This is a genomic window from Actinoplanes sp. GCM10030250 (assembly GCF_042666575.1).
Classification (GTDB): Bacteria; Actinomycetota; Actinomycetes; order Mycobacteriales; family Micromonosporaceae; genus Actinoplanes.
Genome location: NZ_JBHTDO010000035.1, coordinates 21616 through 37351 on the forward strand (window position 1 = coordinate 21616; position 15736 = coordinate 37351).

The following is a 15736-nucleotide window of genomic DNA, read 5'->3' on the forward strand; positions in this document are numbered from 1 at the left end:
CCGGCGGGAGGGGCGGCTGCTCGACGCGATGGGGGTCAGAGGCGGTTGGTGGCCTCGGTGAGGACCGAGCGCAGAATCTGCTCGATCTCGGCGAACTGGGTCTCCGTAGCGGTCAGCGGCGGCGCGAGCTGGATCACCGGGTCGCCACGGTCGTCGGCGCGGCAGTAGAGCCCCGCCTCGAACAGGGCGCTGGAGAGGAACCCCCGCAGCAGACGCTCCGACTCGTCCTCGTCGAAGGTCGCCTTGGTGGCCTTGTCCTTGACCAGCTCGATGCCGAAGAAGTAGCCGTCGCCCCGCACGTCGCCGACGATCGGCAGATCGAGGAGCCGTTCCAGGTACGAGCGGAACAGCGGGCTGTTGTCGCGGACGTGCTGGTTGAGGTTCTCCCGCTCCATGATGTCGATGTTCGCCAGGGCAACCGCGGCGCCGACCGGGTGGCCGCCGTAGGTGATGCCGTGGGCGAACCAGTTGGTGCCGGTGAGGAACGGCTCGGCCAGGCGCTCCGAGGCGATCATCGCGCCGAGCGGGACGTACCCGGAGGTCAGTCCTTTCGCGACGGTGATGATGTCGGGCTGGTAGCCGTACTTGTCGGCGCCGAAGTACTCACCGAGGCGGCCGAACGCGCAGATCACCTCGTCGGAGACGAGCAGCACGTCGTACCGGTCGCAGATCTCGCGGACCCGCTGGAAGTATCCGGGCGGCGGCGGGAAGCAGCCGCCGGCGTTCTGCACCGGTTCGAGGTAGACGGCGGCGACGGTGTCGGGGCCCTCGAACTCGATGGCCTCGGCGATCCGGTCGGCGGCCCAGACGCCGAACTGCTCGGGCGTCATGTTCTCGTCGGGGCGGCGGTAGTAGTTCGTGTTCGGCACCCGGACCGTCGACGGCACGAGCGGCTCGAAGTCCTGTTTGAGCGCCGGGATGCCGGTGATCGACAGCGCGCCCATCGAGGTGCCGTGGTAGGCGATCGCCCGCGACAGCACCTTGGTCTTCAGCGGCTTGCCGGTGCGCTTGTAGAACGAACGGGCCAGCTTCCACGCGGACTCGACGGCCTCGGAGCCGCCGGTGGTGAAGAAGACGCGGCTCAGGTCGCCGGGTGCCATCTCGGCGAGGCGGCCGGCCAGCTCGATGGCTTTCGGGTGCGCGTACGACCAGATCGGGAAGTAGGCCAGCTCGGCGGCCTGCTTGGCGGCGGCGTCGGCGAGCTCCTGGCGCCCGTGCCCGGTCTGCACGACGAACAGGGCCGAGAGCCCGTCGAGGTAGCGCCGCCCGGCGGAGTCCCAGACGTAGCAGCCGTCGCCCCGGGTGATCACGGGAACGGGCGCGTCCTGGTAGGCCGAGAGCCGGGTGAAGTGCATCCACAAGTGATCACGGGCGGTCGCCGAGAGCGCGTCCACATCAGCGGGCTGGTGTTCGTTCACGGCTATCTCTCCCACGTGTTCCTATAGTTGCCGTTGATCCTGCCTACGGATTCCGTTGCACACAAGTCTATGAGCAACTATTTCCACGCCATTTCCCCGTCGGCGCCCCGCGTAACGTGATCCGCTCCGACAACTCCGGCCAGACCGGCATAGCGGACAGGCAGTGCCCCCCATCGACGATCTTGACGACCTACGATATGGACTCCCGTAACTGAAGGAGACATTTTGCGTTCACGTAAGGCTGGGCTCGCAGCGGCGATTCTCGCCCTCGCGACGATCACCGGCACCCTCACCGCCCCGGGCCCCGCGCTCGCCGCGGAGCCGGATCCGGTCATCGGCAAGGCGGTGTTCAACAACCCGGCCGGCACCAAGGCTCAGCAGAACACCGTCTACCAGCAGGTCGCCCGGCTGATCGACCGGGTGCCGGCGAACGCCGAGCTGCGCCTGTCGATGTTCCACTTCGAGCCGCCGGTCACGGCCGACACCGCCGAGGACCCCGACATCACCGCGCGCCTGCTCCGGGCGTACGAGCGGAACGTGTCGGTGAAGATCGTCCTCGACCAGGCGTCGAACGGCTTCACGGCGACCGCCAGGCTGCGGCAGGCACTCGGCACCGACGACACCAAGGCGTCGTTCGTGGTCTCCTGCGACGACGTGTACAAGGTCACCCGGGGCTGCATCGGCACCCGCACCTACACCTGGGCGGACGGGTCGAAGTCGACGTCGTACAACCACAACAAGTTCATGGCGATCTCGAAGCTGACGCTCAACGACGGCTCGGCCGTGAACAACGTCGTCTACCAGGCGTCGGCGAACATGACGCTGTGGGACGCGAACGAGGGCTACAACAACGCCCTGACGGTTGCCGACACGACGCTCTACAACGCCTACCTGAAATACCACAAGGACCTGGTCAGCCTGCGGAAGACGGCGGCCGGGAACAGCAACTACTACACCGACTCGGGTAGCGGCACCGATTACCGGGCGTTCTTCTTCCCGCGCCGTGAGGGCTCCGGCGAGGCGTACACCGGCTCGGCGACCGACACGATCTACAACACGCTCAACAGCGTCAAGTGCTCGTACAAGGACGAGGCGGGCGTGACCCGGCAGACCGACGTACGGGTCATGCAGCTGGCGTTCAACCGGACGCCGATCGCCACCAAGCTCGCCGAGTTGAAGAAGGCGGGCTGCTGGGTCGACGTGGTGGCCACCGACTACAGCTGGAACGTTCTCAAGGAGCTGGAGAAGCAGAAGGTCCAGGCGACCCGCTGCAACTGGAACCACGCCCCCGGCATCGACGTCCGGGTGCATCACAAGTACATGCTGATCGACGGCGGCTACGACGACGACATCATTCCGCGCACCTACACCGGCAGCCACAACTTCGCCTGGTCCGCGCTCCGGCTGGCCGACGAGGCGCTGATCCGGGTGATGGGCCGCGCCACCCACGACGACTACATGCGCAACTTCTGGTCGATCCGGGACACCTGCCGGCCGAAGCCGAACGGCGAGATCAAGTACCCGCTGCCGGCCGAACCCCCGGCGGCGGCGTCAGGAGTCGAAGCCCAGGCCGAGGGCATCGAGCAGCTTCAGCCATAGGTTGCGTTTCCCGCCGCGGGCGTCGGCGCGGGCGATCGACCAGCGGGTGAGCTGGATGACCGCCGATCGCACCGGCTCCGGCGGGAACGGCACCGGCTTCGCCCTGACCATTTTCAGCCGGGTCAGGGCGGTCGGTTCGCCGCCGAGCAGGTCCAGCATCACCTCGGCACCGAAGCGGGTGGCGCCGACGCCCAGGCCGGTGTATCCGATCGCATACGCGAGGCGACCGCGGTAGCCCGTACCGAAAAAGGCGCTGAACCTGCTGCAGGTGTCGATGACGCCACCCCATTTGTGGGTGAAACGCACGCCGCGCAGCTGGGGAAACGTCGTGAAGAAGTGGTCGGCCAGGGTCTGGAACGTCTCGTCGCGCAGATCGTGCGACGGCGTGATCCGCCCGCCGTTGTAGTAGACGGCGTCGTAGCCGCCCCAGAGGATCCGATCGTCCTCGGTCAGCCGGTAGTAGTGGAACTGGTTGCCGGCGTCGCCGACCCCCTGCCGGTTGCGCCAGCCGATCGCGCTCAGCTGTTCCGCGGTGAGCGGCTCGGTCATCAGAACGTAGTCGTAGACCGGCACCACCCAGTGATTGAGCCGGCGCAGCAGGGTGCCGTGCGCGCCCGTCGCGAGAGCGACCTTGGCGGCCTCGACCCGCCCGCCGGCGGTGTGCAGAATCAGTCCGGTCGCGCTCTTGGTGATCTTCTCGACCCGGGTGTTCTCGTAGAAGCGCACGCCGAGCTCCAGGCACGCGCGGCGCAGGCCCCAGACCAGCCGGGCCGGGTCGAGGGTCGCGGTGCCGCCGGGCTCCCACACCCCGCCCAGATAGGTCGGCGAGTTGATCTCGGCGCGAACCGCCTCCCGGTCCAGAAGCCGAACCTCAAGACCACGATCAAGAGCCTCTTTCCGGTACGCCAGCAGCTCACGCCACTGCCACTCCTCGGTGGCGACGGTGAGCTCCCCCGTCCGCCGGAAATCGCAGTCGATGCCGTGGCGCCCGACGGTGTCCTCGATCGCGTCGAGGTTGGCCCGGCCGAGCTTCTCCAGCACGTCGATCTCGTCCGGGAACCGGCTCAGGCCGTTGTCGAAACCGTGCGTGAGGCTCGCCGAGCAGAATCCGCCGTTACGTCCCGAGGCGGCCCAGCCGGCGGTGGCCGCCTCCAGCACGACCACGTCGCGGCCCTGATCGCGTTCCTTGGCGATCAGAGCGGTCCAGAGGCCGCTGTAACCGGCGCCGATCACTGCCAGATCGGCCGTCTCGGTGCTGGTCAGAGGTGGTGCGGGCAGCGGGGCGCCGTCCTGGCTCAGCCAGTACGGCTCCCCAACGGCCTGCTCGATCGAGTGGGCTGCCGAAGGATCGCCCATGCGTTATCAGTCCTGTTTCTTGGTCAGTCCTGTGTTTTACGCGGCCTGGACCGGAGGTTGGCGATCACCGCGATCAGCACACCCACCGCGAAGATCAGCGTGCCCATGACGTTGACCTGCGGCGGAAGGCCGACCCGGGTGGAGCCCCAGATCCACAGCGGGAACGTCTGCACGTTGCCGGCGGTGAAGTTGGTGATCACGAAGTCGTCGATGGAGAGCGCGAACGCCAGCATCACGCCGGAGAAGATCGCCGGGAGCAGGATCGGGAAGGTGACCTTCCAGAAGGTGGTCCACGCGGTGGCGCCGAGGTCGGCGGCGGCCTCCTCGATGGACCGGTCCAGGGTGATCACCCGGGCCCGGACCACGGTGGCGACGAACGCGATGGAGAACATGACGTGGGCGATGGTCAGGGTCATCCAGCCGGGGCCCACACCCATCGAGACGAAGAGCGTGAGCAGCGAGGCGCCCATCGCCAGCTCCGGCGAGGAGATGGCGGCGAACATGACCAGGTTGGTGGCGCCGGCGCCGCGGAAGCGGTAACGGCCGAGCGCGTACCCGATGCCGGTGCCGAGCGCGCCGGAGATCAGCGAGCTGACCACCGCGACGACGAGGGAGGCGATCAGGGCGTCGGTCAGGTCGGGAACCGCGAACAGCTCCCGGTAGTGCTGGAGGGTGAAGCCCTGCCAGGTCTGGTTGTAGCGGCCCTGCGGGTCGTTGAACCCGAACAGGATCATCACCGCGATCGGCACGACCAGCCAGGCGATCAGCAGCCAGGTGTAGAAGTGCATCACCCGGGCGCCGCCGATGGTCCGGCGGGGCTTCGCCACCTTCGCCGGCCGGGTCAGCGTGTCGGTCATCGGGCTGCCACCTTCATCACGTCCTCGGTGCCGAGGGCCCGGGCGTACGCGAAGACGCCGACCAGCAGCACCGCCATCAGGGTGAACGCCAGTGCCGAGGCGGACGGGTAGTCGGAGCTGGTCAGGAACTTGCTCTGCACCACCTGGCCGATCATGGTGGTCCCGGTGCCGCCGAGCAGCTCCGAGTTCACGTAGTCGGAACTGGCCGGGACGAACGTCATCAGCACGCCCGCGAAGACGCCGGGCAGGGCGAGCGGGAAGATCACCCGCCGGAAGGCGGTGGCGGGTGTGGCGTACAGGTCGCGGGCGGCCTCGACCACCCGCGGATCGATGCGCTCCAGGGCCACGTAGATCGGCAGCACCATGAAGGGCAGGAAGTTGTACACCAGGCCACCGATCACCGCGACCGGTGTGCCGAGGATGTGGAAGCCGGCCGAGAGCAGGCCGGCCTCCTTCAGCGGGTGGAGCAGGACGCCGTCGTCGGTGAGGAGCATCCGCCACGAGATGGTGCGCAGGACGAACGACACGAAGAACGGCAGGAGGATCAGGAACAGGTAGATCGTCTTCTTCTTGCCACCGTAGAAGGCGATCCAGTACGCGACCGGGAACGCCAGCACGATCAGGATCAGTGAGGTGATGGCGCCGTACACCAGCGAGCGGATCAACTGGGTCTGGTAACCCGAGATCGCCTCCACATAGGTCTGCCAGTGACCCGTGAAGACGTACCCGTTGACGATGTCGCCCTCCTGGAGCGACAGCGACAGCATGGTCGCCATCGGAACCACGAAGAACAGCAGGAGCCACAACCCGCCCGGAAGGACGAGCAGGTAGGGGGCGAGTGCACGTTTCACCCGGTTCATCGCATCAGCCCAGCACGATCGGTTCGAAGACCTTGGTGAAGTCCTGCTGCTCCTCCGCGGTGTTGAAGTCCACGTAGTAGTGCAGCTTGGCGTAGTCGGACTGGCCCGGGAACACCAGCGGGCTCTCGGCCACCAGGGTCAGGGCCGCCTTGTCGTCGCCGCTGAGCTTGGCGGCGTGTGCCCGCATCACCTCCTGCGCGGCCGGCACCGGGCAGACGTAGTTGATGTACTCGGCGAGGGTGGCGGCGTTCTCCACCTCGTAGAAGAAGTCCATCAGCGTGATCGCGTCGACCGGGTTGGCGGCGGTGACCGGGATCGACATGTTGTCGGTCCAGATGGTGCCGCCCTCCTCCGGGATCACGAACTTGAAGTTCGTGCCGTCGGAGACGTTCTTCTGGAAGATGTCACCGGACCACGCCTGGGTGATCCAGACCTCGCCCTTGCCGAGCGCGTCGACGTAGCTCTGGTCGTAGTAGCTGCGGACGATGCCGGCGTCCTTCTGCTCCTGGAGCTTGGCGGCCGCCTTCTTCCAGTCCGCCTCCCCCGACTTCGCCGGGGTCAGGCCGGCCGCGAGCAGGCCGAAGTTGCCCAGCTCCTGGACGTCGCGGAACATGCCGACCTTGCCCTTGAACGCCGGGTCCCACAGGTCGGCGAGCTTGGTGATCGGCCGCCCGGTCTTCGACTCGTCGTAGGCGATGCCGGTGATGCCGGACGCCCACGGGATGCTGAAGACGTTGCCCATGTCGTAGGACGACTGGGCGTAGGACTTGGCGGCGTTGGCGGCGTAGTTGGGCAGCTTCGAGTGGTCCAGCGGGGCGAGGAAGCCGGAGTCGCGGAACTGCCCGAACTGGATCGAGTTGGTGATCACCATGAGGTCGTAGCCGATCGACTGCCCGGCGGACAGCTGCGGCTGGACCTTGGCGAACCACGGCCCCATCTCCTGGATGACCTCGTCGTACTTGACGGTGATCCCGGTCTTCTTGGTGAAGGCCGCGAGTTCCGGCTTCTTCGGGTCCATGTAGAGCGGCCAGTTCGCGAAGTCGAGCTTGCCGTTCTTGGTCTTGCCGCCCCAGAACTTGGCGACGGCGTCGGGAGCGACACTTGCCTGCGGCTTGCCCTTGCCCTCCACGCCACACGCGGCGAGGAACGCGCCCATCGCCGACAACCCGCCGAGGCGCATCGCGTCACGGCGGCCGAGCCGCCGCTGCGTCATGCCGCGGAGGAGGGAGGGGTCCGGCTTATCGGTGGGGAACAACTTCAGACTCCGATCGGGTACGAGTGCTGCGGGGCCCAGGTGAGGTAGACGCGCTCGCCTCGCGAGGCGACGTCCTCGGCGTCGTTGGCGTTCTGATCGAACACCACGAAGTCTGATCCGGCGGAGGTCGCCACTGTGTAGTTGGTCGATGTCCCGTGGTAGACGACCTCGGTGACCACGCCGGAGAGCACGCTGGTGCCGGCGTCGCGCGGGATCGTGCGGTGCAGGTCGATCTTCTCCGGGCGGACCAGCACCTCGAGGTTGCGGCCGGTCTCGACGTGACCACCGACCGGCACCAGGACCCGCTCCTGCGGAGCCGGCTCGAGGACCGCCACGCCGCCGTCGACCCGGGTGACCTGCCCGTCGACCAGGTTGGAGGTGCCGATGAAACCGGCCACGAACCGGGTCGCCGGCTTCTCGTAGATCTCCCGCGGCGAGCCGAGCTGCTCGATCATGCCGGCGTTCATCACGGCGATCCGGTCCGACATGGTCAGCGCCTCACCCTGGTCGTGGGTGACGTAGACGAAGGTGATGCCGACCTCACGCTGGATCCGCTTCAGCTCGACCTGCATCTGCTGGCGCAGCTTGAGGTCCAGTGCGCCGAGCGGCTCGTCGAGCAGCAGGGCCCGCGGGTGGTTGACCAGGGCGCGGGCCAGGGCGACCCGCTGCTGCTGGCCGCCCGACATCTCCCGGGGCTGCCGCTTCTCCATGCCGGTCAGCGAGACGATCTCCAGCATCTGGCCGACCCGCTGCTTGATCTCGTTCTTCGCCACCCGCTTGCGCTCCAGCCCGAAAGCGACGTTCTGGAGGACGTTGAGGTGCGGGAAGAGCGCGTACGACTGGAAGACCATGTTGACGTCACGCTTGTTCGGGGTGACATCGGTGACGTCCTTGCCGTCGAGGAACACCCGGCCCTCGGTCGGCTCCTCGAACCCGGCGATCATCCGCATGGTCGTGGTCTTGCCACAACCGGAGGGGCCGAGCAGCGAGAAGAACTCCCCCTGACCGATCGCCAGATCCAGACTCTTCACGGCGGGCACCGACTCACCGTGCGACAGGTAGTCCTTGCGCACACCGGCGAACTCGATCGCCGGGTGCGCGGCGCGCTGCCCGGCACCGGGCTGCACGCTCGTGGCGTGATGCGGGGGAGAAGTGGTCATCTATCACCTCTGGGCGGTATTCAACAGGTGGCGTGGCCCGGATCAGCCGTTGAAGCTCATCACGTGCTTGATCCGGGTGTACTCCTCGAAGCCGTACATCGAAAGGTCTTTGCCGTAGCCGGAGTGGCCGTAACCGCCATGCGGCATCTCGGACACGAACGGCAGGTGGGTGTTGATCCAGACCGCGCCGAAGCCGAGCCGCCGGGAGACGCGCATCGCCCGGCCGTGGTTCTGCGTCCAGACGCTGGCGCTCAGGCCGAACCGGACGTCGTTGGCGTGGCGGATCGCCTCGTCCTCGCCGGCGAAGGTCTGCACCGTGATGACCGGGCCGAAGATCTCGTCCTGGATCATCTCGTCGCGCTGGCGCAGGCCGGTGACCACTGTCGGCTCGAAGAAGTAACCGCGGTCGCCGATCCGGCTGCCACCGGCCACCACCTCGGCGTGCTCCGGCGTGCGGTCCAGGAAGCCGGTGACCCGCTCCAGCTGGCCGGCGTTGTTGACCGGCCCGAAGTAGGCGCTGGCGTCGGAGGGCGCGCCGACCCGGGTGCCCTTGGCCGCCGCGGCGAGCGCCGCGACGAAGTCGGCGGCGATACCGTCCTGCACCAGCACCCGGGTGGCGGCGGTGCAGTCCTGGCCGGCGTTGAAGAATCCGGCGCCGGCGATCGCGGCGGCGGTGGCCTCGACGTCGACGTCGTCGAAGACCACGACCGGGGCCTTGCCGCCCAGCTCCAGGTGCACCCGCTTGAGGTCGGGGGCGGCGGCCGAGGCCACCTCCATCCCGGCCCGGGTGGAGCCGGTGATCGACACGAGCTGCGGCACCGGGTGCGAGACCAGGGCCCGGCCGGTGTCCCGGTCGCCGCAGACGACGTTGAGTACGCCCGGCGGCAGGAACTCGGCGGCGATCTCGGCGAGCAGCAGGGTGCTCACCGGTGTGGTGTCCGACGGCTTCAGAACGACGGCGTTCCCGGCGGCGACGGCGGGCGCGAACTTCCAGACGCCCATCACCATCGGATAGTTCCACGGCGTGATCTGTGCGCAGACGCCGATGGGCTCACGCCGTACGAAAGAGGTGTGGTCCTTCAGATATTCACCGGCGGCCTTGCCCTCGAGCACGCGCGCCGCCCCGGCGAAGAAACGCAGCTCGTCAAGGAGCGGGCCGAGTTCCTCCTGCCGGGTCGCCTCGACCGGTTTGCCGGTGTTGCGGCACTCGGCCGCGATCAGCTCCTCGCCGCGCGCCTCGACCGCGTCGGCGATCCGCAGCAGCGCACGCTGCCGCTCAGCCGGCGTGCTGTCCCGCCACACCTCGAACCCGCCGGCGGCGGCCGCCACCGCCGCCTCGACATCCCGCGCCGACGAGACCGGTGCCTGCGCATAGGTCTCGCCGGTGCTGGGGTCGACGACCGGCGAGGTGATCCCGTCGACGGTGTCGGTGAACGAACCGTTGACGAAATTGCGCAGCACGCTCACGTGGAGTGGCCTTCCGGTCGGGGGCTGGGGGGAGGTTGTCACAGGAGGGATAGTGCGGGCAAGGGAATCCGAAGTAATTTCCAAGCACGAAACGGAATCAGAACGTCGGGCACCGTTCAGACGACGCAATCCGGGGTTCAGCCGGTGTAGTAGCCATCCGCGACGGTGAGTGCCTCGTCCAGGATCGCCAGGCCCTCACGCAGCTCGTCCACCGTGATCGTGCAGGGCGGCACCACGTGGATCCGGTTGAAGTGGGTGAACGGCCAGAGGCCCCGCGCCTTGCAGGCCGCGGCCACCTCGTTCATCGGTGCGGCCGCCGCGCCCGCGGCGTTGAACGGCACCAGCGGCGCCTTCGAGACACGGTCGGTGACCAGCTCGACGGCCCAGAACACGCCCAGGCCGCGCACCTCACCCACGCTGGGGTGCCGGTCCGCCAGCTCGGCCAGGACCGGGCCGATCACGTCGTCGCCGAGCATCCGGGCGTGCTCGACGATCCCCTCCTCCTTGAAGATCCGCATCGAGGCCACGGCGGAGGCGCAGGCGAGCGGGTGACCGGAATAGGTCAGCCCACCCGGGAACGGCCGCTCCCGGAACGTCTCGGCGATCTCGTCGGAGATGACGACACCGCCGAGCGGCAGATAGCCGGAGTTGACGCCCTTGGCGAAAGTGATCAGGTCTGGGGTGACGCCCCACCTGTCCACGGCGAACCACTCGCCGCAGCGGCCGAAGCCCGCCATCACCTCGTCGGCGATGAACACGATGCCGAACTGGTCGCAGATCTCCCGGACGCCGGCCAGGTAGCCGGGCGGCGGGACCAGGACGCCGTTGGTGCCCACCACGGTCTCCATCAGGATCGCGGCGATGGTGGCCGGGCCCTCGAAGACGATGGTGTCCCGCAGATGCTGAAGGGCGCGTTCGGTCTCCTGCTCGGGAGAGGCCGAGTGGAACGGCGAGCGGTACGGGTACGGGCCCCAGAAGTGCACCACCCCGATGGCCACCGGCTCGTTCGGCCAGCGCCGCGGGTCACCGGTCGCCGTGATCGCGGTGGCGGTCGAGCCGTGATAGCTGCGGTAGGTGGAGAGCACCTTGTGCCGCCCGGTGTGCAGCCGCGCCATCCGGATCGCGTTCTCGTTGGCCTCGGCGCCACCGTTGGTGAAGAAGACCCTGTTCAGCGGGCCGGGCGCCACCTCGGCGATCATCCGGGCCGCCTCGCCGCGCTTGTCGTTGGCGAAGGCCGGCTGGATGGTGCAGAGCTTCGCGGCCTGCTCCTGGATGGCCTGGACCATGCGCGGATGCTGGTGGCCGATGTTCATGTTGACCAGCTGTGACGAGAAGTCCAGGTATTTCGTGCCCTGGTAGTCCCAGAAGTGGCTGCCCTGTGCTCTCTCGATCGGCAGGGGATCGATGAGGCCCTGGGCGGACCAGGAGTGGAAGACGTGGGCGCGGTCGTCCGCCCTGGTTTGCTTATCGGACATTCCGGTCATCGCGTCTGGGGGAAGCCGAGGTCGACGCTGGACGTGCCGGGGTCCGGCCAGCGGGAGGTGACGACCTTGCCGCGGGTGTAGAAGTGGATGCCGTCCGGGCCGTACATGTGGGAGTCGCCGAACAGCGACGCCTTCCAGCCGCCGAACGAGTAGTAGGCGACCGGCACCGGGATCGGCACGTTCACGCCGACCATGCCGGCGTCGACGTCGAACTGGAACTGGCGCGCGGCCCCGCCGTCCCGGGTGAAGATCGCGGTGCCGTTGCCGTACTCGTTGTTGTTGACCAGGTCGACAGCTTCCCGGTAGGTCTCCACCCGGACCACCGAGAGGACGGGGCCGAAGATCTCGTCGGTGTAGACAGTCATCTCCGGTGTCACGTTGTCGAGCAGGGTGGCGCCGAGGAAGTAGCCCCTTTCGGGCAGGTTTTCCCTTTCTCGCCCGTCCGCGACCACGGTGGCGCCGGCTGCTTCACCTTTTGTCACGTAATCTGCGACTTTGTCGCGATGTTGAGCGCTGATCAACGGGCCCATCTCGGAGGACGGGTCGCTGCCGTCGCCGATCCTCACCTTGGGCAGGCGGGCGGCGATCGCCTCCACCAGCGGGTCGGCGATGTCACCGACGGCAACGACCACGGAGATCGCCATGCAGCGCTCGCCGGCCGCGCCGTAGCCCGCGCTGATCGCCGCGTCGGCGGCCGCGTCGAGTTCGGCGTCCGGGAGCACGATCATGTGGTTCTTCGCGCCGCCCAGCGCCTGCACGCGCTTGCCGTGCGCGGTGCCGGTCTCGTAGATGTACTTGGCGATCGGCGTCGAGCCGACGAAGCTGACCGCCGCGATGCCCGGGTGCACCAGGATGGCGTCGACCGCCTCCTTGTCACCGTGGACCACGTTGAAGACGCCGTCGGGCAGGCCGGCCTCCTTCCACAGCCTGGCCAGGAAGAGCGCCGCGGACGGGTCCTTCTCGCTGGGCTTGAGCACGAACGCGTTGCCCGCCGCGATGGCCGTGGCGCACATCCACAGCGGCACCATCGCCGGGAAGTTGAACGGGGTGATGCCGGCGACCACACCGAGCGGCTGACGGATCGAGTACACGTCCACGCCGGTGGCGGCCTGCTCGGAGAACGAGCCCTTCATCAGGTGCGGGATGCCGGTGGCGAACTCGACGTTCTCCAGGCCGCGGGCGATCTCGCCGCCCGCGTCGGCGAGCACCTTGCCGTGCTCGGTGGTGACGATCGCGGCCAGCTCACCGGAGCGCTCGGCGAGCAGCTCCCGGAACTTGAAGAGCACGGCGGAGCGCTTGGACAGCGACGCCGTACGCCACTCCTTGGCCGCCTCCTGCGCCACCGCGACGGCAGCCGCCACCTCGCCGGCTGACGCCAGGGCGACCTCGGCGATCTGCTCGCCGGTCGCGGGGTTGAACACCGGGCCGACCCGGCCGGACCCGCCGGCGCGCTCAGCGCCACCGATCCAGTGCGCAATGTAGTCCATGGCCCGAGATTATGTGACGACTCTAGACCGAACAATGCTTCGCTTGTACTGTCACAAAAATGCTGGACCCGGTACGCGAGCGACTCACCGACCCCAGCGCCAGGGGACTGGCCGAGGCGGTGAGCCGCGCGGTCGGCGACGGCTTCCTGGAGCGCGGCGCGAAACTGCCACCCGTCCGCCGGGTCGCCACCGAGTTGCGCCTCTCCCCCAGCACGGTCAACGCAGCGTGGCAGCTCCTGCGCCGCGCCGGCACCATCCGGACGGACGGCAGGCGGGGCACGGTCGTCGCCACCCCCGGCACCGGCGGCCCCGGCCGCTACCGCGCGGCACTGCGCCGCACCCCCGGCTTCGGCCTCGACCTCTCCACCGGCGTCCCCGACCCGCGGCTGCTCCCGCCGATCCCGGCACTGCACGGCCTCTCCCCCGCCCCGAGCAGCTACCTCGACGAGCCGGTGCTGCCCGCGCTCGGGGCGCTGCTGCGGGAACGCTGGCCCTACCCGGCGGAACGGCTCGCCGTCTTCGACGGGGCGATGGACGCCATCGACCAGGTGGCGTCGGCGCTCCTGCGCCTCGGTGACCTCGCGGTCGTGGAGAACCCGTGCTTTCCACCCCTGCTCGACCTGCTGGAGGTGCTCGGCGTACCCGTCATCGGTGTCGACACCGACGCCGAGGGCATGCTCCCCGACCGGCTCACCGCGGCCCTCGCACGGCGGCCCGCCGCCGTCTTCCTGCAACCCCGCGCCCTCAACCCGACCGGCGCGTCGTGGTCACCCTCGCGGGCCACCGCACTCGCCGCGGTCCTCTCGCAGCACCCCCAGGTGTACGTCGTGGAGGACGACTCCGCCGGAGACCTGGCGTCGGGCCCCCACTGCTCACTGGGCTCCCACCTGCCCCGGCAGACCGTCCACGTCCGCAGCTTCTCCAAGTCGCACGGCCCCGACCTGCGGCTGGCAGCCGTCAGCGGCCCGGCAACCGTCCTCGACCCGATCCTGGAGCGGCGACTGCTCGGCCAGGGCTGGACCAGCCGCCTGCTCCAGCACCTGCTCCTCTCCCTGCTGACCGACCCCGCCTCGATCGCCGCGGTGGAGGCCGCCCGCGACGAGTACGCCCGCCGCCGCCGCCTGATCACTTCCGGCCTCGCCGGCGCGGGGATCGTGCTGCCCCCGGGCGAGGGCCTGAACATCTGGCTGCCGGTGGCGGACGAACAGGCGGCCCTGCTGAGCCTGGCGAGCGCCGGCATCGGGGCGGCGGCCGGTACGGCGTTCGCGGTAGGCGCCGGCACGGCACCACACCTGCGGGTGACGGTGGGGCTGGTCGCCGAGGACCACGCCGAGGTCGCGGACCGGCTGGCAGAGGCCGCCCAGGCGGCGGCTCCGCCGATTCCCCGCTGATCACCGGCCCGGTAGCTTCCATTGATCACCGTTGACGCATGACAGCTAGGCATGGGACGGTTCGGGGGTGCTGCCACATCTGGAACCCTGGACCGAGAACGAGTACCTGAACCTCGACAGAGCAACCGACAACCTGGAACTGATCGACGGAAGCCTGCTCGTGAGCCCCGCCCACGACGGGCCGCACCAGGACATCAGGTCACGGCTGTGGATCGCGCTGGACTCCATGGCACGCTCGCTCAACCTGTGGGTGCGAGCGGGAATGAACGCCCGCCTGACAGCGGGCACCATCGTCATGCCCGATCTCGTCGTCACCGGCGGCCCGCGCATCGTCAACATCAACGAGGCCGCCGACATCCGCCTGGCCTGCGAGATAACCGGCCCGGGAACCATCACCACCGACCGCGTCCTGAAAAAAGTCCTCTACGCCGACGCGGCGATCCAGTGGTACCTACTGGCCGAACCCGACATGCCCGGCTACGAGTCGCTGACACTCACCCTCTTCCACCTGGAGCCCGGCGGCTACCGGCAGCACGCGACAGCCGGCCCCGGCGAGACCCTGGCTCTGGACGATCCGGTGCCCGCCCTGATCAACACCGAAGAACTCCTCCACCTCTGAGCAATTCACCCGTTGACGCACGCCCACTAGGCGAGAGACGGTGATTGGCGTGAGCGCATGCGACACTCTGCTGATGAGCATCGACCCGCTGCTGGACCACACCGGGCCCTGGACCGAGGAGGAGTTCTTCGCGCTCGGCGTGACCAACAATCGGATCGAACTCGTCGATGGGAGCCTCTGGGCGACCCCGAACGCCAACGGACCCCACCAGCGCATCTCCCGGCACCTGACCGAAATGATCAATCCGGAGCCCCGGGCCATCGGCAAAGAACTCCTGGCAACGACGGACGTCCGGCTCGCACCACATCGCATCGTGATTCCCGATCTGATCATCGGAACCTTCCCCCGGGTATTCACCACCGCCGAGGCGTCAGACGTCACGCTCGTCTGTGAGATCACCTCACCGAGCAACGCGGCCGTCGACCGCATCATGAAGAAGGACTTCTACGCCGCTGCCAAGATCCCGTGGTACCTGCTGGTCGAGCCCGACATGAAGGCATACGAGTCGGTCAACGTCCGGCTGTTCCGGCTCGACGGCGACAAGTACATCGAGCACGCTGCCGCCACGCAGGGCGAGACGCTGACCTCGGACGAGCCTTACCCGATCTCGATCGACACCGACAGGCTGCTCGACTTCTAGTCCACCCGCGCAGTTGACCACGAGCTCGTCGACCTCTGCGGTAGAGCCCTGCCTCGCTCACCTTGCGCGCCCACCCCCTTGCAGGCTCGCTCACCCTGCGGGCCCACCCAGCCCCACCCAGCCTGCGGGCTAGCTCAGCTTGC

At 68.4% G+C, this 15736-nt stretch carries 13 protein-coding genes; 4 read left to right on the forward strand and 9 right to left on the reverse strand.

The window, feature by feature from the left end:
* Positions 1–35: 35 nt before the first annotated feature.
* Entirely contained in the window at positions 36–1394 is a 1359-nt protein-coding gene (locus tag ACFQV6_RS34130) for an aspartate aminotransferase family protein (RefSeq protein ID WP_378031862.1), read from the reverse strand.
* A 249-nt stretch (positions 1395–1643) separates the two neighbouring features.
* On the opposite strand from ACFQV6_RS34130, the gene ACFQV6_RS34135 reads away from it, so the two are divergent.
* Positions 1644–3017 (forward strand): phospholipase D-like domain-containing protein, encoded by a 1374-nt coding sequence (locus tag ACFQV6_RS34135; RefSeq protein ID WP_378031784.1) that lies wholly within the window; start codon positions 1644–1646, stop codon positions 3015–3017.
* Here the strand turns inward: ACFQV6_RS34135 and ACFQV6_RS34140 are convergent.
* The 8 genes from ACFQV6_RS34140 to ACFQV6_RS34175 all read right to left on the reverse strand — a co-directional run bounded on the left by ACFQV6_RS34140 (position 2970) and on the right by ACFQV6_RS34175 (position 12943).
* Positions 2970–4373: an NAD(P)/FAD-dependent oxidoreductase gene (locus ACFQV6_RS34140; protein ID WP_378031785.1), complete on the reverse strand. Its 1404-nt coding sequence runs from the start codon at positions 4371–4373 to the stop codon at positions 2970–2972. The genes ACFQV6_RS34135 and ACFQV6_RS34140 overlap by 48 nt on opposite strands.
* A 23-nt stretch (positions 4374–4396) precedes the next feature.
* The gene (locus ACFQV6_RS34145) at positions 4397–5230 is read right to left on the reverse strand and encodes an ABC transporter permease (RefSeq protein WP_378031786.1); all 834 of its coding nucleotides are present in this window, start codon (positions 5228–5230) and stop codon (positions 4397–4399) included.
* On the reverse strand, positions 5227–6090 hold the full coding sequence (locus ACFQV6_RS34150) for an ABC transporter permease (RefSeq protein ID WP_378031787.1): 864 nt from the start codon (positions 6088–6090) through the stop codon (positions 5227–5229). The genes ACFQV6_RS34145 and ACFQV6_RS34150 overlap by 4 nt, the downstream gene beginning before the upstream one ends.
* Before the next feature lie 4 nt (positions 6091–6094).
* Positions 6095–7303 carry a spermidine/putrescine ABC transporter substrate-binding protein gene (locus ACFQV6_RS34155; protein ID WP_378031788.1) on the reverse strand — a complete coding sequence of 403 codons (1209 nt, stop codon included), beginning with the start codon at positions 7301–7303 and terminating at the stop codon, positions 6095–6097.
* Between the two features lie 44 nt (positions 7304–7347).
* On the reverse strand, positions 7348–8505 hold the full coding sequence (locus ACFQV6_RS34160) for an ABC transporter ATP-binding protein (RefSeq protein WP_378031789.1): 1158 nt from the start codon (positions 8503–8505) through the stop codon (positions 7348–7350).
* Positions 8506–8547: 42 nt separating this feature from the next.
* The gene (locus ACFQV6_RS34165) at positions 8548–9972 is read right to left on the reverse strand and encodes an aminobutyraldehyde dehydrogenase (protein WP_378031790.1); all 1425 of its coding nucleotides are present in this window, start codon (positions 9970–9972) and stop codon (positions 8548–8550) included.
* 137 nt (positions 9973–10109) lie between these two features.
* Complete coding sequence (locus ACFQV6_RS34170) at positions 10110–11447, reverse strand: aspartate aminotransferase family protein (RefSeq protein ID WP_378031791.1); 1338 nt, start codon at positions 11445–11447, stop codon at positions 10110–10112.
* 5 nt (positions 11448–11452) lie between these two features.
* A complete protein-coding gene (locus tag ACFQV6_RS34175) occupies positions 11453–12943 on the reverse strand; it encodes a CoA-acylating methylmalonate-semialdehyde dehydrogenase (protein WP_378031792.1) in 1491 nt (496 codons plus the stop codon).
* Between the two features lie 59 nt (positions 12944–13002).
* Between ACFQV6_RS34175 and ACFQV6_RS34180 the strand changes: the two genes are divergently transcribed.
* The 3 genes from ACFQV6_RS34180 to ACFQV6_RS34190 all read left to right on the forward strand — a co-directional run bounded on the left by ACFQV6_RS34180 (position 13003) and on the right by ACFQV6_RS34190 (position 15593).
* On the forward strand, positions 13003–14334 hold the full coding sequence (locus tag ACFQV6_RS34180; protein ID WP_378031793.1) for an aminotransferase class I/II-fold pyridoxal phosphate-dependent enzyme: 1332 nt from the start codon (positions 13003–13005) through the stop codon (positions 14332–14334).
* Positions 14335–14401: 67 nt separating this feature from the next.
* Positions 14402–14953 carry a Uma2 family endonuclease gene (locus ACFQV6_RS34185; RefSeq protein WP_378031794.1) on the forward strand — a complete coding sequence of 184 codons (552 nt, stop codon included), beginning with the start codon at positions 14402–14404 and terminating at the stop codon, positions 14951–14953.
* A 73-nt stretch (positions 14954–15026) separates the two neighbouring features.
* The gene (locus ACFQV6_RS34190; protein WP_378031795.1) at positions 15027–15593 is read left to right on the forward strand and encodes a Uma2 family endonuclease; all 567 of its coding nucleotides are present in this window, start codon (positions 15027–15029) and stop codon (positions 15591–15593) included.
* The last annotated feature ends 143 nt before the right edge of the window (positions 15594–15736 follow it).

What these genes read in the sequence shown, in the direction of transcription:
- ACFQV6_RS34180 (WP_378031793.1), top strand. Translation starts at nt 13,003, where the DNA reads ATGCTGGACCCGGTACGCGAGCGACTCACCGACCCCAGCGCCAGGGGA.
- ACFQV6_RS34170 (WP_378031791.1), bottom strand. Translation starts at nt 11,447, where the DNA reads ATGTCCGATAAGCAAACCAGGGCGGACGACCGCGCCCACGTCTTCCAC.
- ACFQV6_RS34145 (WP_378031786.1), bottom strand. Translation starts at nt 5,230, where the DNA reads ATGACCGACACGCTGACCCGGCCGGCGAAGGTGGCGAAGCCCCGCCGG.
- ACFQV6_RS34150 (WP_378031787.1), bottom strand. Translation starts at nt 6,090, where the DNA reads ATGAACCGGGTGAAACGTGCACTCGCCCCCTACCTGCTCGTCCTTCCG.
- ACFQV6_RS34140 (WP_378031785.1), bottom strand. Translation starts at nt 4,373, where the DNA reads ATGGGCGATCCTTCGGCAGCCCACTCGATCGAGCAGGCCGTTGGGGAG.
- ACFQV6_RS34175 (WP_378031792.1), bottom strand. Translation starts at nt 12,943, where the DNA reads ATGGACTACATTGCGCACTGGATCGGTGGCGCTGAGCGCGCCGGCGGG.
- ACFQV6_RS34160 (WP_378031789.1), bottom strand. Translation starts at nt 8,505, where the DNA reads ATGACCACTTCTCCCCCGCATCACGCCACGAGCGTGCAGCCCGGTGCC.
- ACFQV6_RS34190 (WP_378031795.1), top strand. Translation starts at nt 15,027, where the DNA reads ATGAGCATCGACCCGCTGCTGGACCACACCGGGCCCTGGACCGAGGAG.
- ACFQV6_RS34155 (WP_378031788.1), bottom strand. Translation starts at nt 7,303, where the DNA reads ATGACGCAGCGGCGGCTCGGCCGCCGTGACGCGATGCGCCTCGGCGGG.